The sequence below is a fragment of the Synechococcales cyanobacterium CNB genome (assembly GCA_030263455.1).
GTDB lineage: Bacteria > Planctomycetota > Phycisphaerae > Phycisphaerales > UBA1924 > CAADGN01.
Genome location: SZOZ01000001.1, coordinates 321231 through 344093, shown reverse-complemented (window position 1 = coordinate 344093; position 22863 = coordinate 321231). Strand labels below are relative to the sequence as shown.

The window sequence follows — 22863 nt, the reverse complement described above, 5'->3', positions numbered from 1 at the left end:
CGTCAAATGATGCGGAAATCCGTGATGACGCCCGTGCAGAGCAGCCGGACGTAGACGTCGGTCAGCGCGACCCAGATCAGGCTCACCCACGCCCAAGCCATGTGCTTTCTGTTCAGCCAGCTCACGCAGGTGTAACACGACCTGCGGATCGGCGCATCCGACAGCGTATCACGCCGCCCACCTACAAGGTGCCGGGCGCAGTGACATCCGAACGTGTAGCCGCCCAGCAGGATCGCGTTCAGCGCGAGCATGATCGTCCCCACGCCGACGCCGAACTCCGACCCCATCCCGTCGGCCGTCGTGAACCACAGGGCCTTGAACGCGTCGAACGCGAGGATGACGACAAAGATCGCCGCGGGATAGAAGAAGTACCGGTGCGCGTTCTGCATCACCAACGGAAACCTCCGCTCACCCCGGTACCGCTTGCCGCGGAACCCCGGCTCGCCGACGGCGCACGCCGGCGGATCGCCCCAGAATGCCTTGTAGTACGCGCCGCGGTAGTAGTAGCATGTGAACCGCATCCCCGCCGGCCCGATCAGGATCAGCATCGCAGGCGAGAACGGCAGCCAGCCCGGCCACCAACTCGGGTGCGTCGCCGCGAACACGCGCGGTTCGTTCTCCTGTCCGAAGAGCAAGGGCGAGTAGAACGGCGAGAGGTAGTGCGCCCCGTCACCGTCGTAGAAGTAGTGCTGCCCCTGCAGCGCCGCCCACGTCGTATAGACGATGAACGCCGTCAGGCCGAGCAGAACTGCCCCCGGCTGGAGCCACCAGGCGTCCGTCCGCGACGTCTTGCCCATGCCGCGCATCTGGGGGAGGTGAAGGTCGGAACCGCTCATCGAGACCCTCCGGGCGGATTCGCCGGTGCGGCGGGGAGCATACTGCATCGCCAACCCCAACGCCATGCGATCCGCTCCGATCGGCAGAACCGCGTGCCGCGCTATAGTCCTGTTCCCCGTGCCCGGGGGCTCCCTCCCACGACCGGAACCGACCTGATGCCCGACCTGAGCGTCACCGTCCACGGCCTGCGCCTCTCCAACCCGTTCGTCATCGCCTCGGGGCCGCCGGGCACGAACGCCAACGTCATCGCACGCGCCTTCGACGAGGGCTGGGGCGCGGTCGTCGCCAAGACCGTCTGCCTCGACGCCTCCCGGATCGTGAACGTCGCGCCCCGCTACGCCCGTCTCCGGGCCGGCGCTTCACGCGAAATCTACGGCTGGGAGAACATCGAGCTCATCAGCGACCGCGATCTCGGCGACTGGCTCGACGACTTCCGGCGGCTCAAGGACCGCTACCCCGACCGCGTCCTCATCGCGTCGATCATGGAGGAGTGCCGCCGAGACGCCTGGCATGAGATTGTCGAGCGTGTCCAGGACACCGGCGTCGACGCCCTCGAGCTGAACTTCTCGTGCCCGCACGGCCTGCCGGAACGCCGCATGGGGTCGGCGATGGGTCAGGATCCAGCGATCCTCTCCGAGGTCTGCGGCTGGGTCCGCGAGGTCGCCCGTGTGCCGATCTGGGCCAAGATGACGCCGAACGTCACCCACGTCGAAGAACCCGCACGAGCGGCGCTCCATGCCGGATGCGACGGCATCAGCGCGATCAACACCATCCTCTGCGTCATGGGCATCAACCTCGACACGCTCCGCCCCGAGCCGACGGTCGAGGGGTACTCCGTCGCCGGCGGTTACTCTTCGAAGGCCGTCCGACCCATCGCCCTGCGCATGGTGATGGAACTCGGCACCATGATGTTCGGTGGCGGCAACGGGCAGCCCATCCTTGCCCCCGGCCAGCCGGCCCGGCCGGGTGAGTTCCCCCACGCGACGCTCCACGCCATCGGCGGCGTCGAGTCGGGCACGGACGCCGCCCAGTTCATCCTCACCGGCGCGCACACCGTCCAAGTCTGCACCGGGGTCATGAAGTTCGGCTACGGCCTGATCGAAACGCTGCGTGAAGGGTTGTCGGCGTTCATGGCCCGCCACGGCTTCCAGGCCGTTGACGAGTTCCGCGGCCACTCCCTCCAGTACTTCACGACGCACGCCGAACTCGTGCGCCTCCAAACCGAGCGAGGCATCACCCATCGAACCGACGATGCCAACACTGCGAGCGGCGACTCGGTCTGGGAGGGTGATCGCGTCACGGAACAGAGCGAACGGCTCGCCCGCAACTGATCCTTCCCGATCAGAAGTGCGTCGGCTCACGTGAGATGAACCGACCCCGACCGATCGTGCCGACGAACTCGCCGTTCCTCGCCTGCACCTCGCCGCGCACGGTCACCACGCTTGCCCGACCCTGCACTGGCCAGCCCTCGAACGCGCAGTAGTCCACGCGCGACAGCGACGTACGCTGCGAGAGCACTCCCCTCCAGGACGGATCCCATACGACCACGTCCGCGTCGCTGCCCACGGCGATCGTGCCCTTCATCGGGTACATCCCGAAGATTCGGGCAGCCTGCGTCGAGCAGGCGTCAACAAATGTGTGCAGGTCGATGCGCCCGGAAGCGACACCGTGGGTGTAGACGAGCGTGATCCGCTCCTGGAGAGAGGGCACGCCGTTGGGGATCTTCGTGAAATCGCCGCGGCCGATCTCCTTCTGCCCCCGATAGTCAAACGGCGCATGGTCGGTGCCGATCGTGGATATCTCCCGTCCGCGGACGGCATTCCACAGGAAGGCCTGATGCCTCTTCTCTCGCAAGGGCGGCGACATCACGTACTTCGCGCCCTCGAAGCCGGGTCGCTCCGCGAACGACCTGTCGAGCGTCAGGTGCGGCACCACTGCCTCGACCCACACGTTCACGCCCCTCAGCCTCGCCTCGACCGCCTCTCGTACCGCCTCCTCGCACGAGGTATGGACCGTGTAGACGTGCGCGCCCGTCAACTCTGCGAACGTCGTGATCCGCCTTGCGCCTTCCGCCTCGACGATCGTCGGGCGCGACGGCTCGTGCCACTCTGGGCCGGTCCTGCCCTCCGCGAGCAGACGGGCCTGCATCGCTGCCACAACGTCGGCGTTCTCGCAGTGCGCAGTGACGATGACCCCCAGTTCCTTCGCCATCGCCATGAGGGCGAAGAGGTCCGCGTCATCGAGGTTCAGCGCGCCCTTGTACGCAAGGAAGACCTTGAACGACGCCACACCATCCCGCACGATCTCTCGCAACTGCCGGCGCGCGACTTCGTCGAACCGCACCGCGGCCATGTGGAATGAATAGTCCACCGCCGCACGCCCATCGGCCTTCGCCCGCCACTCGTCGAAGGCCGCTGACGGCTCGTCCTTCGGACCGGGGCAGATCATCTCGATCAGCGTCGTCGTCCCGCCGACGAGCGCGGCCCTGCTCGCCGACTCGTAATCGTCCTTTGCGTACGTCCCCATGAAGGGCAGGTGAATGTGGACGTGCGGGTCGATGAATCCGGGGAACACCATCATGCCCGCCGCGTCGATCACCTCAAGCCCGGCGCTGTACCCGGGGAGTGACCGTGCGTCGATCGACGGCTCGACCCGCGTGATCGTCTCTCCCTCACAGTACACGTCCGCGATGCGATCCTCGCTCGCCGTGATGATCCGACCGCCCTTGATGAGCAACGCCATCGGTTCGCTCCCGCGCCACCGGCCACCCCGCGTCAGAGGCGGGTCACGCCCCCGTAGGTCTCGGGACGGCGGTCCCGGAACCACTGCCACGTGGCACGGACCTCTTCGATCATGTCAAGGTCCAGGTCCGCCACGATGACTTCGTCCTTGTCGCGCGACGCCTGCGTAATGATTTTCCCCCGCGGATCGCAGAAATAGCTCTTCCCGTAGAACTCGCCGACGTTCCACGGCGCCTCGCGCCCCACACGGTTGATCGCACCGACGAAATACTGGTTCGCCACGGCCATCGAAGGTTGCTCGATCTCCCACAGGTACTCGCTGAGCCCGGCGACGGTCGCGCTGGGATTGAACACGATCTCCGCCCCGTTCAGCCCGAGGATGCGCGCCCCCTCCGGGAAGTGACGGTCGTAGCAGATGTACACGCCGATGCGCCCCGCGCTCGTCTCGAAGACCGGGTACCCGAGGTTGCCGGGCGCGAAGTAGAACTTCTCCCAGAATCCCGGCTTGCAGTGCGGCAGGTGGCTCTTGCGGTACTTGCCGAGGAACTCGCCGCGCTCGTCGATCACCGCGGCGCAGTTGTAGTACAGCCCCGGCATCTCACGCTCGTACACCGGCACGATCAGAATGACGGCGTGCTTCTTCGCCACGGCGCGCATCGTGGTCACTGTCGGCCCATCGGGCACCGGCTCGGCAAAGGCATACCACTGCGTCTCCTGCTCGGCGCAGAAATACGGGCCGTTGAACAACTCCTGGAGGCACACGACTCTCGCCCCCCGATCGGCCGCCTCGGCGATCAGCGAGACGTGCCGGTCGATCATCGCCTGCTTGATCCGGTCGAACGGCGCATCGGCCGACTCGCAGAGCGAGGCCTGGATCAACGCTGCACGCGTCACTCTCGGCATGAGCCGTCTCCGTGCGGCGCGGCCCCTCCGCACCGGGGCACGCCGCCGGATCATATTGCGTGACGGGCCTGGCTCCCGTTCGCTCAGGCCGCCCGCTTCGAGGCGACGTGCTCGGGCCGCGGCAGCCGGACGTCCCGGGCGAGCCGGACCGCTGCCAGCCCCCTGATGACGAGGTAACTCAGGTCGATCTGCCACCACCGCAGGCCGTGCCGCGCCGACGCCGGGAACGCGTGGTGGTTGTTGTGCCAGCCTTCACCAAACCCAAGCACTCCGAACACCGCATTGTTGCGGCTGTGGTCGTGCGTTCGGTACGGCCTCGTCCCCCACAGATGACACACCGAGTTGATGCTCCATGTCACGTGATGCACGAGGAACACGCGGACCAGCCCGCCCCAGAGCAGCCCGAGGACCGCGCCGCTCCATGTCCCCGTGACCGCCCACGCAATGCCCGCGGGAATCGCAAGCCCCAGCACGACCCAGACCACGAACAGCCGGCTGATGTTCCGTACGAGCCAGTCGCCCCGGAGGTCCGGAACGTACCGATCGAGGTCGCACTGCCGCCCCAGCAGAAGCCATCCGAAGTGGGCATGGAAAAGGCCGTGGAGGAATCCGCGAACACCCTCACCGTGCCCGTGCGGTGAGTGCGGATCATCGTCGCGGTCGCTGTGCTGGTGGTGCTGCCGGTGCGTGGCCACCCACGAAAGGATCGGCCCCTCGACGGCCATGGAACCGAGCACGCCGAGAACCGTCGTCACGACACGATTCGCACGGAAGGACCGGTGCGTAAAGAGCCGATGGCAGCCGACCGTAACGCCCAGTCCCGTGAGCATGTAACCGCAGACCAGCAGCCACAGGTGAACCCAGCCGAAGCCGACGCCCCACAGGAGCACGATTGCCGCCACCAGCCCGATGAACGGCACGACGACGGCGAGCAGGTTGACGAGCCGAAACAAAAACGAAGCCCGCTGGGCGGGCTCGTTCTCGATCGCGTCAACGAATGGTGTCAGGAACACGCTTTCGGCCGGCACACTCTGCCCGTTGCGATCGTTGGGCAAGGTGCCACCGTCCTCACCAGGCTGCGGGGCATGCGTCTCGCGGCCCGATGTTGCGCTTCCCCCCGGAAGCCGCAATGGCTCCGGTGTGTGCTGCATGGATGGCGCTGTGGATGGCGTCTGGATTACCAGCCACCCCCGCCTCCGCCGCCTCCGCGGTTCTCGCGGGGCTTGGCCTCGTTGACGGTGAGGTCGCGCCCGTCGACGTTCTTGCCGTTGAGGGCGTTGATGGCGGCCCGAGCCTCGTCATCGTTGTTGAACTCGACGAACCCGAACCCGCGGGGGCGACCCGTGTCGCGGTCCATCACCAGCGTGGCGGACGCGACCTGGCCGTGCTCCTCGAACAGCTCGCGAAGACGGTCCTCGGTGGTGCTGAACGAGAGATTGCCGACATAGAGCTTCATGAACCCGATCCTCTTGCCCGAGTGCTTTTCCGACCGCTGCTTGAACCCGGGCAAGAGTCAGCTTCGGCGATCCTGATGCGGAGCCAGACGCCTGGCCCTGCCGGACGAACGGATTCTAGCCCTCTCCCTTGGCCCGTGCATGGAGAAGGTCAAGGGGACTCCCTCCCCCATTTCCAACGCCCTCATGCCACACTCGTTCGACAAGCCGTATCCCGTGTCTCCCGCAGCCTTGTTCTCCCCGGGGATGACGACGCTTGGCCACCTCCGGTTTTACCATAAGACCATCGCTGACAAACACTTGAACACTCGCGCCGCTCGCGTCTCTTCGCCCTTGGTATGCTGGCTTCACCCTCGGAGAGTACCCATGCATACCCCACGCACCCTCCTCGCTTCCGGTCTCGCGGCCATCGTCGCCTCGGCCTGCACGCTTGCCATCGTCCCGTCCCACGCCCAGCCCGAAGCCGGTCAGGCGGTCAGGACGCCACCCCGTCCCGCCGTGATAAACCATGTTGTCTTCTTCAAACTCAAAGACCAGGCGGACGCCGCCCGTCTCATCGACGACTGCGACCGCCGACTCGCTCGCATCCCGGGCATTACGTCGTACTTCTGCGGCAGGCACGTCGATACCGGCCGACCGACCGTCGAGACCGATTACGACGTCGCGTTCTACGTCGGATTTGACACGCTGAAGGACTACACCGCGTACGTTGACCATCCGCTGCACGTCGCCGTCGTCGCCGAGTGGCGTTCCCGGTTCGAGTGGATCAAGGTGTACGACGTTCACGACGAGACTCCATGACCGCAGCCGCCAACGAACCGGTGCGCGTTCTCCATGTCGGGCTTGGTCCGCTCGGGCGGCTCATTGCCTCCGATGTCCACGCCCGCGGCGCTGGAGTCGTTGTCGCCGCCGTCGATCCCGACCCCGCCCTCGCCGGACGACCCCTCGGCGACTTCGCGCCCGGCACGACACCCGGCGTCACGATCGATGCGGACCTCGCCCGCGCCGCCGATTCCGCCGCGTTTGACGCCGCCATCGTGACGACCGTTTCATCGCTCGCATCGTGCGCTCCCACCTTTCGCACGCTGCTCGATCGCGGCGCCACGGTCGTGAGCACCTGCGAGGAACTGGTGTATCCCCACCTGCGCCACGCCCTGCTCGCCGACGAACTCCACGCTCTGGCTTTGCGACGGGGAGGCCGACTGCTGGGTACGGGCGTCAATCCGGGCTTTCTGATGGACCTGCTGCCGGTCGTGGCCTCGGGAGTCTGCCGTGTTGTCCGTGCCGTGCGGGTTCGGCGCGTGCAGGACGCCTCGACGCGCCGAGTTCCCTTCCAGCGCAAGATCGGGGCCGGACTCGACCGGGACGCCTTCGAACGCGGCGTGCGCAAGGGCTGGCTCCGGCACGTCGGGCTTGGCGAAAGTCTCCACTTCATCGCCGATCGCCTCCGGCTTGAGATCGAGGACTGGAGTGAATCGGTCGAACCCGTCCTTGCCGAACGCGAACTCCGGTGCGCCCTCGGCGTGATCGAGCCGGGACAGGCGGCGGGCGTGCGTCAGGTCGCTGTCGGTGTCGGGCGTGGACGCGACACGGTTCGGCTTGAGTTCGTCGCTGCCATCGGCCAGCCCGACCCGCACGACAGCGTGCGCATCGACGGGGAACCCCCGATCGATCTGACCATCCGCGGCGGCGTCCACGGCGACACCGCGACCGTCGCCATCACCGTCAACGCCATCCGCCCGCTGCTTGCGTCCCCGCCCGGACTCCATACGATGTCCACCATCGCGCCCCCGGCCTGCGACCGGCACGCGACCGCACCACTTCAGCACGGACGCTGACCATGCCCGCCCCCCCCTTTGACGCAGCCACCGCGACCACCGTAACCACGACCGACGGACGCACGCTCGTCTCCTTCGGCGGGTGCAACTACCACGGCCTGGCGCACCATCCGCGCGTTGTGCATGCCGCACAGGATGCCCTCGCACGATTCGGCGTCAGCGCGTCGGCCAGCCGCGAGACCTCGGGCAACGCACACCCCCACGAGCGCCTCGAACGAGAGATGGCGGACTTCGTCGGCGTGGAGAGCACGCTCCTCGTCCCCGACGGCTACACCGCGAACGTCGCCGCGGCGCAAGCGGCGGCACGAACACACGGCGTCGCAATCCTCGATGAGCGTGCCCACGCAAGCCTCCACGACGCCGCTGCCGCCGCGGGTCTGCACTCGCTCGTCTACCGCCACGGCGAGATCAGTCACGCCGCAGCGATCGCCGCCGAGCACGCCGAGCACGGCGTCGTGGCGATGGTGGACGGCGTCTTTGCCGCGGATGGTCAGCTCGCGCGACTCCGCGACCTCCTCGCCGCGCTCCCCGACGATGGTCTGCTGATCGTGGACGACTGCCACGGATTCCTGACGCTCGGCCCGCACGGCCGCGGCACCGTTCCGCACCTGGGCCTGCTCGATCAGCGCCTCGCGATCACGACCACGCTCGCCAAGGGCCTCGGCTGCGCGGGCGGCATCGTCGCCGGCAATCGCTGCTTCGTCGAGCGAGCGAGACGTGCGACCGCCTACGTCTGCACCACACCAACACCTCCCGCGCTCGCTGAGGCTGCGCGGGAGGGCCTCCGCGTCATGTGGGATGAACCCTGGCGGCTCGATCGCCTGCGCGAAAACGCCTCGCGCCTGCGGGCGCACGCCGTCCGCCTGGGCCTGTCCGTCTGCCCGGACCCCACGCCGATCATCACCTTCACGCTCGGCACACGCGAGGACATGGAGCGCGCCCGAGCCACGCTGGAATCCGCGGGCTTCCGGGTGCCGCTCATCGACTATCCCGGCGGCCCCGCCCCCGTCTATTTCCGACTGATGGTCTCGAGCGAGCACACGCCAGAGCAGATCGACTCGCTCGCCGCGGCCCTCGCCTGCGCGATCCCAAAGCCGATACGGGCGGCTTCCTGACCTTCACGCTTTGATCGCCTGCGCGAGTTCAGCCGTTCGAATCGTCGTCGTCGCGCCGGCGACGTCGCGAGTCCCGCCCGGCTTGGCCAGCAACGCCCGGTACTCGCCGTAGGCGTTTGGGTGCGACCTGTGGTCCTTGGACACCCGATCGCGGACGACCTCGAACCCAGTGGTCGCGATCAGTTGTCGCAACTTCTCTTCGCTGAACGAGTGCGGGTGCATGTGGTCGCTGTAGTCCATAAGGTCCACCAGCAGCCAGAGCAACCCGCCCCGGCGCAGCACCCGACGACATTCCAGCATCACTCGCGCAGGCTCCGAGACGTGGTCCAGGCAGTTCTCCGCGATTACCAGGTCGGCCGTGCCTCCTGGCACGGGGATCGATTCGCCAGGCGCGGCGACGAACACGACCTCATCGCAGTGCGATCGTTTCGGCAACAGCCCTTCGCGCACGTAACCGTCCGCCAGTGGATCGACCGCGATTGCCCGCCGCCAACGGGCAGCCGCGACGGCAGGGTATGGACCCGGCCCGATCTCCACGACGGACTGCCGCTCGCACCAGGCGCGGAGTTCTCGCTCATCGGCCGCACCGACGAACCGGCCCAACTCGACGATCCGATCACGCTGCCAACGACCGAATGTCTCCTCGTAGTCGCCGATGCCTGCACGGCGGTCCGGCTCGCGAATGAACGAAACCCAGAACGCCAGTTCGTCGCGGTACTTTGCCGTCTGCTCCTCCGACACCACTGCCTCGACGCCGTCAGGATGCACGACCCACCCATCGGCCAGCCCACCTCGCCACATCCCGACGGTGTCCGTTCTCGTTGCCTCGAGTTGGTCCAGTCGAGCGTGGATGCCCGCAAGCCCCGGCTTGAGCAGCCGTTGCACGAACGCTTTGGATCTTGTTTTCAGTCTCATCGCGGCCCGCTCCATCTGTCGAATCGCCTACAGCACGACAGTGCTTCCGATCGTCTCGAAGCTCCACGTTTCCTCGCCCAGCAGGAACGTGTACTGGCCGAGCGCGCTCGGTCCACTCGCCTCGCGTGCCGCGACGATCATCCGCCCGCCTGCCGACGCGGCGGAAACTGGGAAGTCTATCTCCGGCCCGAGCGCGAGCGAGGTGGCGTCGCTCGAACTCCAGACGAGCGTGACCAGCGAGAACCGCAGCATCACGAGGTTCCCGGCCGAAGTCAGGCCGAACAGGTTGATCCCGCCGTCGGCCGACACAGCCGCAGCGACGGCCCGGTCGAGCGCGGGCGCGGCAGCCGCCTGCGAGATGTTCGCGACCTCCCATCCGTCCGGCTCCCCGGCCGCTGCCTTCTGATCGCGCAGCGCGGGCGACCACCAGTACGTCCAGACCTCGCCCCCTGCCGTCTGCCCCGCGATGTTCAACCCGCCCCACGGCGTGACGTAGGCGTCCAGCTGCCCCTCGAAAGTCGGCCCGCTGAAGAGCGCCGTCATGTTCAGCGTCTGCCAGTCCATGAGGCCGGGTGCCCACCAGTAGACGATCACTTCGCCGTCTTCGTTCAGGCCCGCGAGATTCAGCCCGTCCCACGCCGCGACGTACCCTGCAAGCCCTCCCGTCATCGTCGGGCCGTCGAAGAGGGCCGTGAGGTCGGAGTACTCCCACGCCGGCAGACCAGGCGCCCACCAGTAGTTGATCGCGTGCCCCCGCGCATCCAGCCCGGCGACGTGGATCGATCCCCAACTCGGCTGGTAGGTCGTCAGGTCCCCGGTCAGGCCGGGAGCGCCGATCTCTGCCGTTTTGTTCATGACCTTCCACGTTCCGAGCTCGTGGTCACCGCTGAAGATCCAGAGCCTGTGCTCGCCGTCCGTCACGGCCAGGTGGAGCATGCCATCCGGCGTGACGTACGGCGTCATATCGTGCACACGACCACGGAAATTGGTCAACAGCGCGATGTCCTGTCGGCTCACCTCGCCGGTCGTCCCGCTCGTCAGCAGCAGGAACGGCCGCAGGTCCGGCCCGAGGGCGAACGTCGCAATCGCCCCGCCCACTCGCGTCGAGACGATCTTCTCGGTCTGCCCGTGCGACGCTCTGGCGCTGAATCGGACCACGAGATCGCGCGCGAACGAGGGCAGGTTGAACGTAAGCGAGCCGTCGGGGCTGAACAGTCCGGTCAGCGTCACGGCAGGCCCCGCGACTCCGGCTGCCGTTCCCCAAACCTCCGCGTCGTACATGGTGTCTGGCATCAGGCCGCGCACCGTCAGCCTTGCGCCCTGCACCGTTCCCTCGCGCACGTTCGCGTCCTTCAGCACGTACACCAGACCCCGGCTCCGGTCTGAACCGCCGAAGAGGTGCAGCACATCCCCGGACGAGTTCGTCGACGACATCCGCCCCACCAGCGAGTCGGGGTGGTAGTGGGCGAAGTCAAACCCGAGCGAGCCGTGCTGCACGAACCGCGCGATCGTCTGCTGGAGCGCCCGCATCCCGTTCGTCAGGATGTAGCCGTTGAAGTCGAGTTCTTCCGTCACGATGCGCAGCGGCGTGCCGAACTGCCCCGATGCCAGGCCCGACCACAGAACGGTTCGGAACAGCGACTCGTCATCCGCCTGCGTGAAGCCCGGACCGTATGCCGGCCTCCCGTTCGGCCAGTCCACGCGCGTCATCCCCCACTCGCCGTTGATGATCGGCCGACGTTGCAACTCGTGCGTCAGCCAGTACGCCGTGATGTTGCCCTGCTCGATGGCGGCCCGGATCGAACGATCCGCGTCCGGGTTGTTGATCGGCTCCTCGTTCGCGTTCGTGTAGAAGTGCGGTGTAAGCGCGTCGAAGTTCCGGCTCAGGAAGTTGAGACGATGCAGCGGCCCTCGCGGATCCTGCGCGATCGTGCTGTTCAGCACCATATGGTGCGGGTCGTACGCCCGCATGTGGGCCGCGAGGGCGTCGATCCACCGCGACCGCCGCGCGAACTCCGGCTCGCGCCCGGGTCCGACGTTTCCCTCGGCGTTGAGCGTCCACTCGTAGCTGTCCCACTCGCTCGGAATCTCCCACCCCATCACGCGGTGGGCGTGCATGCTTTCGTTCACCCAGTCTGCGACGACCTCCATTCGGCGCTTGGCGATGTCGAGCGTGCCCGGAGTCTGGAAGAACTCGTTGATCGATGCCAGCGGACCGCCGAAGTTCTGCGCCCACGGGCCTTCGACCGCGGAGCCGGTGTTACCGAACGCCTCGAAGACCTCGTCGTAGTGAAACGTGTCGAACGCGCTGAGGATGACGTAGATGCCGTGCTGGTCCGCCAGTTCGAGCAGGTTGTGGATGAACTGCCGCATGTGCGGGTTGAACTCGCCCGGCCTCCACTCCAGCCAGTACAGCCCGTCCGGCGTCCCGGTGATCGGCGTGTCCGGGCCGGTCGGCACCGTCGGGTTGCCCTGCCAGTGCGTGTTCAAGAGTTCCACGTACACGCGCATCGTGTTAATGCCGCGCGCAGCCAGCGCCGCGAAGTACGGCCCGGCTGGCCCCTCGAACGACGGCTCGTCGTGGAAGTTCCGGAAGACGTCACCCTCGTTGTCCCACACGTTCCCGGTGTACAGATTCCGCGTGTAAGCCCAACTCAGTCCCAGGTGATCCCCCACGGCAACGAAGGCGTCACCCCGCTCGGTGACCAGCATCCGCCCCAGCGGCGACGGAACCAACCGCAGGCCACCCGATGAGTCCTGCGCTGTCGTCTGCGTCGCAAACTGCACGGAACCGGCAAGATCGCTCAGTGCACCGGCTGCATCGAACGCCCGAACGGCAACGTGGTACGTGGTCCCAGGCGACAGCCCGATGAGACGGATGTCCTCCTCCAGCCCTGCGAGCCGCGGCACATGGCGATTCTCGTACACCGTTGCCTCGATCCAGTCGCGCTCATCGAGAATGGGCGTCTCGCTGTAGCGGATGTAGTACCCCGAGACGTGACCAAGGCCGGTCGTCGTCCCGGCAGGAGCGTCGAACCGAAGCCGAGCCGAGTAGCCCGTGGCGTCGGTAACCGTCAGACCGGCGACCGGCGCCGGCCTCTCGCCCGCACGCGTGTCGATGAACATCACCTCGGCGTAGTTCACCGGCCCGCGGATGCCCGCCTGGGTCGACGCGTACCCACTGTGGACGCCGGTGATGAAGTCGTCCACGAACGCCGGCATCTCGAACCGCTCCGTCAGGTCGCGCCGGTCGGTCAGGTCGCGCGCCCCTCCCGAGTCATCGAAGATCACCTCGAAGTTGATCCCCATCGCGCGACCGTGCGTCGGCGTCGTTGTTCCCAGCGCGGACCAGGGGATGAACATCTCCATCGTCCAGCCTTCGTCGAGGTCGGCGTTGTCGTTGATCGTGCCGCTGACGACGGTGGCGTACTGAAATCCTGCGGGCAGAGAGGTCGCCAGGTCATCCGCCGCTGCGTCCAGGATGCCCGGTGCGCCACCCTGGCCGTCGCCCATGACGTACTTGCCGCGCGCGACCGCTCCGGAACCGTTCACCGGCCTGTCGAGGTTGGCGATGTTCACGCCGATCGCGACATCGTCAGCCCGAAAATACTCGTCGCGCGAGCCGTCAAGGTCGAAGTACAGGAGGAACGAATCGTCGTTCTCCAACTCCCAGCGGCTGCCCGCCCCCCCCCCGTTGCCGTCCGCCCACAGATACTGATCCTTGACGTCGACGGACGCATAGAAGCCGGCCTCATCGTACATGAACCGCACCGTCGCGGACGCTCCTGTCCTGAACGGCAGCGTGCGATGCACCGTGAACGCATCCGCCCAGGACGAATCGTTCAGCACGCCGTCGATCTGCGCACTGCCGTAGGGAATCGCCCAGAGCGGATGATCTTGCGTAATCGGATCAGCGGCGAGCAGCTGGCGAGGTTCAAGGGGTTCGATGTATTGCCGACCCTTCACCGGATGCCTGAATCCGAACATCCTCACGCCTCCAGGAGTCGTGTCCGTGTTTGAGCAACGAAGCCTACTGCGGACCGCATGGGCAGGATGATCGGCAGAGCCACCCGTTCTGCTGCCACGATCTCTCCTGGCGAAACCCCTCCATCGCGCGGCTGGCAGGGTCGAGATGTTTCGGTCAAGTCTGTAACCTCAGTCACGACAAGAACTTGTGCGCGGCGTGAAGTTCTGTTTACCCATCTTGACCCAGGCCATCCGATTGCCGACAATATTCAAGACATTGCTGTCCGCATGGACCAAGGGAAGGGAGGCCCCCATGGCACGGCGGAGCCATCAAGCGGAAGGCAGTACGACCCGGAGCGCAACAGTTGAGTTTGGGACGGTAAGAGAGGCGTTGGCCGAGTTGAACTCTCTTCGCCATACCGAAGCCCCACGACGCCGAACCCTCGGCCGCCGTCCGATGCTCGATCTTTCAGTCCCGGCTGCAACCCAACCAGCAAACTCCGGCTCGAACCAGGGCCCACCGGTCCAGCCGACCACCGAGCAGGTCCGCAGGCGTGCCTATGAGCTCTGGATCGCCCGCGGCTGTCGGGACGGCCACGACCTCGACGACTGGCTCGACGCCGAGCGTGAACTGCGCGGTCAGCCCTGACCCCGGCACCGATCCGGATTCTCGGACCACCCGCTGATCGCCGGAATCGCCGCCGCTCCACGCGCGGCCGCAGCACCCCTATCTCTGTCGCAGACGCTACCGCGGTGGCCGGTCGTGCCTGAACGGTCTGGCATCAGCGCCGTTCCGATGGAATGGTGTGGGTGTCTGGGCACACGTCGTTCACGACGCAGCCCGCAACAACCGGCCAACGCCGGAAAGGTGGTTCAGCATGAGAAGGACTTCGTGCATCGTCCTCGGGTCGCTCGCCACGGTCGGCCTCGCCTCGGCCTCGCTCGCAGACATCGTCGCGACACCGTTCAACATGGACCACGCATCCTCCGTCGCGGGTCTCACGATCCGCCTTGACGTGATCGATCGCGGCTCGTTCGCGGAACTCGTGATCTCGAACGATTCCATCACCGCTGGCGTTCTCACCACCTTCTATGTCGAGAACACCGCGACCTCGCAGCTCTGGGGCGGGGTCTCCCTGCACGACTGGTCGAGCGGCGTCTCGTTCGGAAACGGCACCACGCCGGCCAACCCGCCAGGCTCGATCGCCGACTTCGGCGGCCCGTGGGGCGGCTCGCTCTTCGCCTTCGGCGCGGACAACCCCAAGCCCGCCAAGGGCGTCGGCCCCGGTGAGTGGCTCTCGCTGAAGATCGACCCCGGCTCGTCGTCAGTCGCCGCGATACAGGCGGCGTACACCGACCCGGCCGCTGTTCGCTTCGCGGGCCACGTCCAGGCCCTCGCCGACGGCTCCAGTGCGTGGATTGTGACCGTCCCGACGCCCGGCACCGCTGCCCTGCTCGCCATCGGCGGCGTGCTGGCTGTCCGCAGGCGTCGCGCCTGATGCCGGACTCGTCAACTCCCACCTGGGCGGGCGAGGATCGCCCGCCCTTTTTCATGCGCCGATTGCCTTCCTTGCGACCTCTCGCGCCACGTCGAGCGTCGAATCTCCCCGGCCGCGCCCCTTGACGTCGTAGGTGGCCACACGACCTTCGCGGATGACCTCAGCGATCGCTTGCTCTAAACGCCCGGCGAGCGACGATTCGTCGAGCCAATCGAGCATCATCCGAACAGTCAGCAGCATCGCCATCGGGTTCACGACGTGCCGGCCCGCATACTTCGGTGCGGACCCGTGCGTCGGTTCGAAGACGGCGTAGTCGTCCCCGATGTTCGCCGACGCCGCGAAGCCCAGGCCGCCGACAAGCCCGGCGCACAGGTCCGATATGATGTCCCCGAACATGTTCTCCGCGACGAGCACGTCGTAGTCCTGCGGGTTCTTGAGCAGCCACATGCAGATGGCGTCGATGTTCGCCTCGTCGCTCTCGATACGCGGATAGCCTCGCGCCACCTCGCGGAAGACCCGCGTCATCAGGCCGCCCGTCTTCCGCAGCACGTTCGGCTTCTCCACGAGCGTAACCCGCCGCCTCCCGTGCTCTCTCGCGTACTCGAACGCCTGTCGGCAGATGCGTTCGCACCCCTGCCGCGACACGATCCGAGTCGAAAGCGCGACGTTCTCAAGCCCCTTGTCCGCCCACGGCGTCATGCGCGGGTTTGCACACAGCGCGCCGTACACCGGCTCAGGCAGCGGATAGAACTCCACCCCGGCGTACATCCCCTCCGTGTTCTCGCGGAATACCACGATGTCGATCGGCTCCGTCACCGGCGATGCCTCGGTCCCGCGGTAGTTGAGCGGGTTCCCCTCGTAGGCCTTGCACGGCCGCAGGTTCGTGTGCAGGTCGAACAACTGCCGGAGGCGCACGATCGGCGAGACGTACACCAACCCCAGGCCTCGCAGGGACGGGTCCAGTTCCGCCTCAGCCTCCTCGCTCGGCTTGCTCGTGATCGCCCCGAAGAGGGCACAGTCGGTCGTCCTCAGCGCCTCGATCGTTCGGGCAGGCAGGGCATCGCCCTCGCGCCGCCAGAACTCCCAGCCGATGTCCGCGTGCACGTAGTCGGCGTCGAACCCGATCGCATCGAGCACGATCCGCGCCGCATCCATGACGTCGTGCCCGACGCCGTCGCCCGGCATCCACGCGATTCGGCGCTTCCCCACCGGCTCACTCTTCAAGCAGCGCCCGCAACTGCTCCAGGTGATCGGCCCAGAACTTCTTGGCCTTCGCCACGTCGCTCGATGCCTTCAGTTTTCGCTGCTGCACGGCGACCTGGCACTTGCCCTCGCCCTTGGGCGTGAAGTACACGTCCACGAACGTCTGGTCTGGCCACGTCACGCGCAGATTCTTGTCCCGGTTCGCCACCCGAACCGTGAACGGCGTCATGAGCCAGCGCTTGCGCGTCCGCGTGTCCGCCCAGGCCCGGTAGGCACGCGAGACCGGCACCTCGATGACGCGGCTGGCGGACGTCTGGTAACCGGTCGTGGCCTGGTTCGGCTCGCGCCGCCCGCGCGCCTGCTCGTAGCCGACCGTCACCATCTGCGCCCACCACGCCGAGAGGCCGTCGCGCTCGGTCAGAAAGACCGCGATCTCCTTGTGCGTCATCACCTCCGCCCCGGCGTCGTCGAGGATGCGGCACCAGTCCTCCCAACCGCGCCCCGTCCCCTTCTTGACGGCCTCTTCCGTGATCCCCGCGGTCTTATCCACGCCGTTCGCCTCGGCGACGGCACCGCCGTTCGCAACCGCCTGGTCGGCCGGGGCGGCCGCCTGCTTCGGCTTCGGCGCGGACTTCGTCGCTGTCGTTCCTGACTTCTTCGCCATGGCCTCGATCCTCATCCCGCGCCGAGCGCGGCCCGCGTCATCGACTCCGCCCCCCCCAGCGCCACCAGTTCCTGCGCAACCGGTGAGAGCGGCGTGAACCCGAACTCCTCTCCCTCGCACCTCACGACGGCCGCCCCGAAGTCGATCTCGATCGTCGGCCCTCGCACAGTGCCCCCGGACACACCGGCGAACCGATCGTGCATGACACCGACGAACCCGGGACACTCGATGCACGGAAGTCCGTTGTTGAACGCGTTGCGCAGGTAGGTCTCGCTGAACGATGCCGCGATCACGCACGGCACGCCCCCGTGTTTGAGTGCTGTCGCCGCCTGCTCGCGGCTCGAACCCGTCCCGAAGTTCCGGCCTGACACGATCACGTCGCCCCGCCTGAAGTGCGTGTGGAACGCGGGATCATAGTTCTCAAAGATCACGGCGGCCATTTGTTCGGGTGTCAGGGCCTCATTGTAGGTGTGTTTCCCGGCAAAAATCCCGTCGGTGTCCACGTCATCCCGGGGGAGAAAGACCGTCCCGGCGCGGACCGTCGCCGGGAATCCCTGCACGACGCGCGTCCGCCCGTTGGGAACCTGTGAGGCGGGCGGGCGATCACCCACCCGGTATGACGCGTGCGCGAGCGTATCGGCGAATGTGCCGGGCGCGCGAATGCAGCCCGCGATCGCGCTCGCCGCCACCACGGCCGGCGACCCGAGATAGACCTGCGCGTTTCTGCTCCCCATGCGCCCTCGGAAATTGCGGTTCGTTGCGCTGATCGCCACTTCGCCGTCTCGCACCAGTCCCGCGCCGAGGCCGATGCACGGGCCGCAGCCGGACGGCAGCGCGATCGCCCCCGCGTCGAGCAGTGCCCGCCAGTAGCCAAGCCGTTCCGCCTCGCGCTGGACCTCCGCGCTCGCCGCGGCGACGTAGAACTCAACCCCGTCCGCAACACGATTGCCCCGCACGACGGCCGCAGCCTCCGCGATGTCTTCCAGTCTCGCGTTGACGCACGAGAGGAGGTACGCCTTCTGGATGCGCACGTGCCGTCGCTCGATCTCGGGCAGCGCGTGGATCGCCTTCACTCCGTTCGGCCCGCTCACGTACGGGATCACCGTCGAGAGGTCCAACTCCATCTCGACGTGGTACGTCGCGCCGTGGTCCGCAGCAAGTTCACGCCGACCTTTCCACCACCGTTCGACGTCCTCCGCGGTGTACACGCCGAGCGATCTCTCGCGTCGAGTGCCCGGTCTTCGCCCTCGCGTGAAGTACGCTGCGCGGTCCAAGAGGTAGTCTCGCAGCGTCTCGTCGAAGGGAAAGATGCCCGCCAGCGCACCCCACTCCGTGGTCATGTTCGCGATGGACATGCGCTGGTCCAGCGAGAGGCACGCGACACCTTCGCCCTGGAACTCGACCGCATGGTTGAGGGCCTCGTCGCGGTTGAACACCCCGCACAGCGCGATGATGACGTCCTTGCCGACCACGCCGGGGCGAAGCCGCCCCTTCAGTACACACCGGGCGACGCGCGGGGTCTTCCACCATGTCGTCCCGGTCGCCCAGAGGCACGCGGCGTCCGTACGCACGATCGGCGTGCCGAGGCAGCAGAGCGCCCCATACAGGTTCGAGTGCGAGTCCGATCCAACCACCATCGAGCCGGGCGTTACGTACCCCTGTTCGACCATCACCTGGTGCGAGATGCCCGTGCCAGGCGGGTAGAAGTCGATCCCATGCTCGGCTGCGAACCGCTCAATCCGCGCGTACTTGCCGAGGTTCTCCGGGGTCACGTTCTGGATGTCGTGATCGATCGCGAAGACCGGCTGACGCGGATCATTCACGCGCGCCGAGCGGCCGGTTCCCTCGAACAGGCCCAGAAACTTCGGGATGACAGCCGCCGTGTTGTCGTGCGTCATCACGTGCTTCGGACGGATGCGGACGATCCGCCCCGACCATGCTGCCTCCCCTGGCCCGAGTCCGACCGCGGCGTTCGTGGCGAGTTTCTCGACGAGCGTGAGCGGCATTGAAAAGACGGCCTCTGGCAAAGGTGTTCGGGTCATTGTAGGGGGTCCCTCTTGCGGATCGCTGCCCACAATTCTCGTTCCTGGTCTGACAGCGCACTGAATCTCGCGTCAATCCCTATCGGTCCGGCGATCGTCGTCGGGATCGTCGGCAACGAGATTCGACACGCACACGCGACGTGCTAGGAGACCCACGTGACCCCTCGCAAACTCATCCTCACCGCATTCGGCACTGCGACACTCTCCCTCGTGCCCGGCCGAGCGCTGGCACAGTTCCCGAAGGCCTTCGACACCGATCGCGAGTTCATCAGCGCAAACGGACCAGCCGAACTGACCGAGCACTACGCCATCGACGCGATACTCTCCGCCCCTGCGGTCGTGGACCGTCTCGTGAGTGTCGGATCGCGCACCCTGCCCACCGGAGAACGCGGACTCCACGTCATCGTGTGGTCCAAGCAGCACACCATCCTCGATGAACTCCTCCTCACGGACCACCAGATCGGCGGCGATCTCGTCGGCTACGACGTCAAGATCGCCGCGAACAAGCACCTCCTGATCGCGGGTGAGTACCGCCGACCTGGCGGCGTGCAGGGAACGTTTGTCTGTCGCCTCGACCTCGTCGCGCGCAGTGTGGTCTGGTATGTGGGACTGACCGGACAGTACACGACGCCCGGCATCCCATGGAGCTTGGCACAGCCGGCGTATGCGCTCGTGGAACTCCCCAATGGCGACGTCGCCATCGCACGCACGCTCGACTTCGGAGGGTTCACACCGACCGTCGGACTCGTTTCCTGCCTCGACGCGGCGGGAATTCCGAAGTGGTCGAAGTACTACTCCGACGCCGTCGGGCTGAACCGGTGGCTGAACATTCAGGATCTCACCGTCGCACCGCCCGGGAGCGTCAACCCCCCCGCCGGAAGCCTCATCGCCGTCGGCAGCTTCGACGACAAGGGGCTGGTCATGAACATCGACGCCGCCACCGGGAACATCCTCTGGGGCGTCGGCTCCACCGTCTTCAGCGGCGTGACCCAATGGCGCGGCATCGACTTCGACTGGACCACATTCGACATGTTCCTCTCCGGCATCATCGTCCACCAGCTCGACTTCTGCTTCGGGCCGAAACTCGTCGTCGGTCGCCTGACACCGGGCACCTGCGGCTTCCCACCGGCGAGCAACTGGCTCACGACCGAGCCGGGCCTCGACTTCATCCCCGCGCCCGGCGCCGTCTCCTTCAGAAAGTCGATCTCCGGCTCGACCGAGCGACTGCTTGTCGCCGGCGGCACGACCTGCTACAGCCTCGCCTACGGCATGGTCCTCGACCCCGCCACCGGAGCACCCATCCGCACTTGGACCGACGGAGGCGGCGGACCGACAACCTACGCTCGCACGCACGACCTCGCAGGCTCGCGCCATTCGTTCACCGCCCACACCATCGGCCAGAGAGGACAAGCCGGCTCACCACCCGTGGGCGCGTACGTCTCCGCTGCCAACTGCGTTGCAGATGTGCCCGTTGTCCCCGACGGTCTGCCGATCGACTGCTACGCCGACGACACCATCGGCGCCTTCCCGGACGATTTCTTCTACCCACTGATGTGGAACGATTACCCCTCAATGAGCGTCGAGGTCCACAACTGCAGGAACAACCACTTTGGCGGTGGCGTCAACGACCTGCCCGATCCGAAGATCAAGTTCAAGTGGCCCCCGTGATGCCGCCGCAGCCCACGATGAACCGAGCCTGCTTCGCAAATACAACCGCCCGGATCGCGCCAGCGACCCGGGCGGCCTCTTCAAAGCGGGCGAAGGGAATCGAACCCTCGACATTCAGCTTGGGAAGCTGACGTTCTACCGCTGAACTACGCCCGCGAACCAGATCAGTATACCTCCCGCATTCCGGGATGGAAATGCCCCCCTCTCGGTCCACCCCGGGCGACGCATCGAGTCCCCTTCAGTCCGCTTCGGGGCGGGCCTTTTCTGGCCCCCTTCATGCTTCCAGCCTCTCAACAGACCACGCACAGAGTGTGCCCGGCCAACTACAGCACGTCACCGGCTCCGACCCCTCCCGTCATCGACTCGGGTGTCCGCTTCACGAACCCGAACCAGACCAAGCAGAACCCAGGCCAGAGCAACCCGAAGAACAGGATCATCCCGACGGCGATCACCGCGCCGAACGCCGCGCCAGGCCCGGACTGGCTCTGCGCCATCGGATTGTTCGGATAGTCCGCGGCCCACTGGGCCATTGCGGCGTTCTTCTCGAGTGCATTCCAGATGTTGACCGCCACGAGCGGCAGTGACGCAACCGCGTACACCAGGTGCAGCGTTCGTCCCACCGGCTTGCGACCCAGCGTCGTGATCCCGGCAAACAGGAGCACGAAAGTCAATCCGATGCCGATCGCTGCCAGTGCCCAGTCCAGCGGCCCCATGACCATCGATGGGGGGAGCGGCGCGCCCTCCAGCATCGATTCCACCATCTGCGATTGGAACGGGATCATCGCCAGCCCGCACCCTCCGCAGAACAGCCCCAGCCCCGCCCAGGCGATGCTGACGATCCCTACCACCTTCGGCCACCTCGGAGCCTCGACGAACAGCGACGGATCGTCCGGGTCGAACCCGGTCGGCGGCTCCAGCCCTCGGTCATGCTCGCTCATGCAACCCCCTTGCCCAACGCTTCACACCTGCCCGAGGAACCGCAGGTCGTTCTCGAACAGCAGCCGGATGTCCGGGATGCCGTATCGCCCCATGGCGATCCGCTCGATCCCGAACCCGAACGCGAAGCCCGTCCATCGTTCGGGATCGATGCCGCAGGCTTGCAGCACGGCCGGGTCCACCATCCCGCACCCGCCCAACTCGATCCACTTCGCCGGCTCGCCGGGACGGAGGGCGATCTTCATGTCGAACTCCGCGCTCGGTTCGGTGAAGGGGAAGAACGACGGGCGGAGCCGCACCTCGGCCCCGTCGCCGAAGTAGGCCCGGGCAAACTGGAAGAGGGTCGTCTTCAGGTCCACCATAGTCACGCCGCGGTCGATGAACAGGCCCTCGATCTGGTGGAACATGAACGAGTGCGTGGCGTCCACGGTGTCGGGCCGGTATACCCGCCCCGGGCTGATGACCTTGATCGGCGGCCCCCATCCCTTGGCCACCGCGTCCTCCATCACGCGCACCTGCACGGTGCTCGTCTGGCTGCGCATCATCCGTGGCCGGGCGGTCGTCCGCGGGTCGTCCACGTAGAAGTTGTCGATCGGATCGCGGGCAGGGTGGTCCGGCGGAATGTTCAACTTGATGAAGTTGTGCTCGTCGTCCTCGAGTTCCGGTCCGTCGGCGACGTCGAACCCCATACGCCCGAAGACCTCGCACAACTCCTCGCGGACGCGAGTGAGGATGTGCCGACGACCGGCGGCCTCTGTCACAACCCTTCCCGGTTCAGTCACGTCCAAGACCGGCCCGGAAGACGCGGGTTGGCCGTTCGCCAGCGCGGCCAGCCTGGACTCGAACGCGGCTTCGAGCACGGCCTTCACCTCGTTCAGCCGCTTGCCCACGGCGGGTTTCTCCGGACCGGGAATGTCCTTCAGGCCCGCCATCGCAACGCGAAGCCGCCCCTTCGTTCCCAAGTAGGCGATGCGCCACGCCTCGACGGCTTCGGCATCCCCCGCGGCCGACAACCCGGCAAGCCCCTCCGATTCGATCTTTGACAACTCTGCGAGCATGGCTGCATGGTACGACGGCTGGAG

At 66.7% G+C, this 22863-nt stretch carries 19 protein-coding genes and 1 tRNA gene; 7 read left to right on the top strand and 13 right to left on the bottom strand.

Annotated features, from left to right (window positions below; genetic code table 11):
- Nucleotides 1-2: 2 nt before the first annotated feature.
- Nucleotides 3-836 (bottom strand): succinate dehydrogenase, encoded by an 834-nt coding sequence (locus FBT69_01570; GenBank protein ID MDL1903487.1) that lies wholly within the window; start codon nt 834-836, stop codon nt 3-5.
- Nucleotides 837-992: 156 nt separating this feature from the next.
- Between FBT69_01570 and preA the strand changes: the two genes are divergently transcribed.
- Complete coding sequence (gene preA / locus FBT69_01565; GenBank protein ID MDL1903486.1) at nt 993-2168, top strand: NAD-dependent dihydropyrimidine dehydrogenase subunit PreA; 1176 nt, start codon at nt 993-995, stop codon at nt 2166-2168.
- Between the two features lie 10 nt (nt 2169-2178).
- Here preA and hydA read toward each other — a convergent pair whose 3' ends face one another.
- The 4 genes from hydA to FBT69_01545 form a co-directional block, all read right to left on the bottom strand.
- Entirely contained in the window at nt 2179-3579 is a 1401-nt protein-coding gene (hydA, locus tag FBT69_01560; protein ID MDL1903485.1) for a dihydropyrimidinase, read from the bottom strand.
- Between the two features lie 32 nt (nt 3580-3611).
- Nucleotides 3612-4481 carry an acyltransferase gene (locus tag FBT69_01555; GenBank protein ID MDL1903484.1) on the bottom strand — a complete coding sequence of 290 codons (870 nt, stop codon included), beginning with the start codon at nt 4479-4481 and terminating at the stop codon, nt 3612-3614.
- An 83-nt stretch (nt 4482-4564) separates the two neighbouring features.
- Nucleotides 4565-5632: an acyl-CoA desaturase gene (locus tag FBT69_01550; GenBank protein ID MDL1903483.1), complete on the bottom strand. Its 1068-nt coding sequence runs from the start codon at nt 5630-5632 to the stop codon at nt 4565-4567.
- Between the two features lie 26 nt (nt 5633-5658).
- The gene (locus FBT69_01545) at nt 5659-5937 is read right to left on the bottom strand and encodes an RNA-binding protein (GenBank protein MDL1903482.1); all 279 of its coding nucleotides are present in this window, start codon (nt 5935-5937) and stop codon (nt 5659-5661) included.
- A 139-nt stretch (nt 5938-6076) separates the two neighbouring features.
- On the opposite strand from FBT69_01545, the gene FBT69_01540 reads away from it, so the two are divergent.
- From FBT69_01540 to FBT69_01530, 3 genes are read left to right on the top strand one after another with little or no spacing between them, the layout of a single operon-like run.
- Nucleotides 6077-6736 carry a Dabb family protein gene (locus FBT69_01540; protein MDL1903481.1) on the top strand — a complete coding sequence of 220 codons (660 nt, stop codon included), beginning with the start codon at nt 6077-6079 and terminating at the stop codon, nt 6734-6736.
- The gene (locus FBT69_01535) at nt 6733-7773 is read left to right on the top strand and encodes a dihydrodipicolinate reductase (GenBank protein ID MDL1903480.1); all 1041 of its coding nucleotides are present in this window, start codon (nt 6733-6735) and stop codon (nt 7771-7773) included. Before FBT69_01540 ends, FBT69_01535 begins: the two co-directional genes overlap by 4 nt.
- 2 nt (nt 7774-7775) lie before the next feature.
- Nucleotides 7776-8888 carry a pyridoxal phosphate-dependent aminotransferase family protein gene (locus FBT69_01530; GenBank protein MDL1903479.1) on the top strand — a complete coding sequence of 371 codons (1113 nt, stop codon included), beginning with the start codon at nt 7776-7778 and terminating at the stop codon, nt 8886-8888.
- A gap of 3 nt (nt 8889-8891) precedes the next feature.
- Here the strand turns inward: FBT69_01530 and FBT69_01525 are convergent, their stop codons facing one another.
- Nucleotides 8892-9818, bottom strand: coding sequence for a class I SAM-dependent methyltransferase (locus FBT69_01525; GenBank protein ID MDL1903478.1), 927 nt, complete (start codon nt 9816-9818; stop codon nt 8892-8894).
- Nucleotides 9819-9830: 12 nt separating this feature from the next.
- Nucleotides 9831-13790, bottom strand: a complete 3960-nt coding sequence (locus FBT69_01520) for a hypothetical protein (GenBank protein ID MDL1903477.1) — start codon at nt 13788-13790, stop codon at nt 9831-9833.
- A gap of 292 nt (nt 13791-14082) precedes the next feature.
- On the opposite strand from FBT69_01520, the gene FBT69_01515 reads away from it, so the two are divergent.
- A complete protein-coding gene (locus FBT69_01515; GenBank protein MDL1903476.1) occupies nt 14083-14418 on the top strand; it encodes a DUF2934 domain-containing protein in 336 nt (111 codons plus the stop codon).
- 229 nt (nt 14419-14647) lie between these two features.
- Nucleotides 14648-15268 (top strand): hypothetical protein, encoded by a 621-nt coding sequence (locus tag FBT69_01510; GenBank protein MDL1903475.1) that lies wholly within the window; start codon nt 14648-14650, stop codon nt 15266-15268.
- Nucleotides 15269-15319: 51 nt separating this feature from the next.
- On the opposite strand, the gene FBT69_01505 is transcribed toward FBT69_01510, so the two are convergent.
- From FBT69_01505 to lysF, 3 genes are read right to left on the bottom strand one after another with little or no spacing between them, the layout of a single operon-like run.
- The gene (locus FBT69_01505; GenBank protein ID MDL1903474.1) at nt 15320-16453 is read right to left on the bottom strand and encodes an isocitrate/isopropylmalate dehydrogenase family protein; all 1134 of its coding nucleotides are present in this window, start codon (nt 16451-16453) and stop codon (nt 15320-15322) included.
- 28 nt (nt 16454-16481) lie between these two features.
- Complete coding sequence (locus tag FBT69_01500; protein MDL1903473.1) at nt 16482-17135, bottom strand: hypothetical protein; 654 nt, start codon at nt 17133-17135, stop codon at nt 16482-16484.
- An 11-nt stretch (nt 17136-17146) separates the two neighbouring features.
- Nucleotides 17147-19141 carry a homoaconitase gene (gene lysF, locus FBT69_01495; protein MDL1903472.1) on the bottom strand — a complete coding sequence of 665 codons (1995 nt, stop codon included), beginning with the start codon at nt 19139-19141 and terminating at the stop codon, nt 17147-17149.
- A gap of 192 nt (nt 19142-19333) precedes the next feature.
- Here lysF and FBT69_01490 point away from each other — a divergent pair, with 192 nt between their 5' ends.
- Nucleotides 19334-20845: a hypothetical protein gene (locus FBT69_01490; protein MDL1903471.1), complete on the top strand. Its 1512-nt coding sequence runs from the start codon at nt 19334-19336 to the stop codon at nt 20843-20845.
- Between the two features lie 84 nt (nt 20846-20929).
- On the opposite strand, the gene FBT69_01485 is transcribed toward FBT69_01490, so the two are convergent.
- The 3 genes from FBT69_01485 to pheS all read right to left on the bottom strand — a co-directional run bounded on the left by FBT69_01485 (nt 20930) and on the right by pheS (nt 22839).
- A tRNA-Gly gene (locus tag FBT69_01485) sits at nt 20930-21001 on the bottom strand.
- 167 nt (nt 21002-21168) lie between these two features.
- Complete coding sequence (locus FBT69_01480; protein ID MDL1903470.1) at nt 21169-21783, bottom strand: hypothetical protein; 615 nt, start codon at nt 21781-21783, stop codon at nt 21169-21171.
- 21 nt (nt 21784-21804) lie between these two features.
- Nucleotides 21805-22839, bottom strand: a complete 1035-nt coding sequence (gene pheS / locus FBT69_01475; protein MDL1903469.1) for a phenylalanine--tRNA ligase subunit alpha — start codon at nt 22837-22839, stop codon at nt 21805-21807.
- Nucleotides 22840-22863 lie beyond the last annotated feature (24 nt).

Excerpts from the sequence above, each read along its gene's own strand:
- FBT69_01570 (MDL1903487.1), bottom strand. The coding sequence starts at position 836 with ATGAGCGGTTCCGACCTTCACCTCCCCCAGATGCGCGGCATGGGCAAG.
- preA (MDL1903486.1), top strand. The coding sequence starts at position 993 with ATGCCCGACCTGAGCGTCACCGTCCACGGCCTGCGCCTCTCCAACCCG.
- hydA (MDL1903485.1), bottom strand. The coding sequence starts at position 3,579 with ATGGCGTTGCTCATCAAGGGCGGTCGGATCATCACGGCGAGCGAGGAT.
- FBT69_01555 (MDL1903484.1), bottom strand. The coding sequence starts at position 4,481 with ATGCCGAGAGTGACGCGTGCAGCGTTGATCCAGGCCTCGCTCTGCGAG.
- FBT69_01550 (MDL1903483.1), bottom strand. The coding sequence starts at position 5,632 with ATGCAGCACACACCGGAGCCATTGCGGCTTCCGGGGGGAAGCGCAACA.
- FBT69_01545 (MDL1903482.1), bottom strand. The coding sequence starts at position 5,937 with ATGAAGCTCTATGTCGGCAATCTCTCGTTCAGCACCACCGAGGACCGT.
- FBT69_01540 (MDL1903481.1), top strand. The coding sequence starts at position 6,077 with ATGGAGAAGGTCAAGGGGACTCCCTCCCCCATTTCCAACGCCCTCATG.
- FBT69_01535 (MDL1903480.1), top strand. The coding sequence starts at position 6,733 with ATGACCGCAGCCGCCAACGAACCGGTGCGCGTTCTCCATGTCGGGCTT.
- FBT69_01530 (MDL1903479.1), top strand. The coding sequence starts at position 7,776 with ATGCCCGCCCCCCCCTTTGACGCAGCCACCGCGACCACCGTAACCACG.
- FBT69_01525 (MDL1903478.1), bottom strand. The coding sequence starts at position 9,818 with ATGGAGCGGGCCGCGATGAGACTGAAAACAAGATCCAAAGCGTTCGTG.
- FBT69_01520 (MDL1903477.1), bottom strand. The coding sequence starts at position 13,790 with ATGTTCGGATTCAGGCATCCGGTGAAGGGTCGGCAATACATCGAACCC.
- FBT69_01515 (MDL1903476.1), top strand. The coding sequence starts at position 14,083 with ATGGCACGGCGGAGCCATCAAGCGGAAGGCAGTACGACCCGGAGCGCA.
- FBT69_01510 (MDL1903475.1), top strand. The coding sequence starts at position 14,648 with ATGAGAAGGACTTCGTGCATCGTCCTCGGGTCGCTCGCCACGGTCGGC.
- FBT69_01505 (MDL1903474.1), bottom strand. The coding sequence starts at position 16,453 with ATGCCGGGCGACGGCGTCGGGCACGACGTCATGGATGCGGCGCGGATC.
- FBT69_01500 (MDL1903473.1), bottom strand. The coding sequence starts at position 17,135 with ATGGCGAAGAAGTCAGGAACGACAGCGACGAAGTCCGCGCCGAAGCCG.
- lysF (MDL1903472.1), bottom strand. The coding sequence starts at position 19,141 with ATGCCGCTCACGCTCGTCGAGAAACTCGCCACGAACGCCGCGGTCGGA.
- FBT69_01480 (MDL1903470.1), bottom strand. The coding sequence starts at position 21,783 with ATGAGCGAGCATGACCGAGGGCTGGAGCCGCCGACCGGGTTCGACCCG.
- pheS (MDL1903469.1), bottom strand. The coding sequence starts at position 22,839 with ATGCTCGCAGAGTTGTCAAAGATCGAATCGGAGGGGCTTGCCGGGTTG.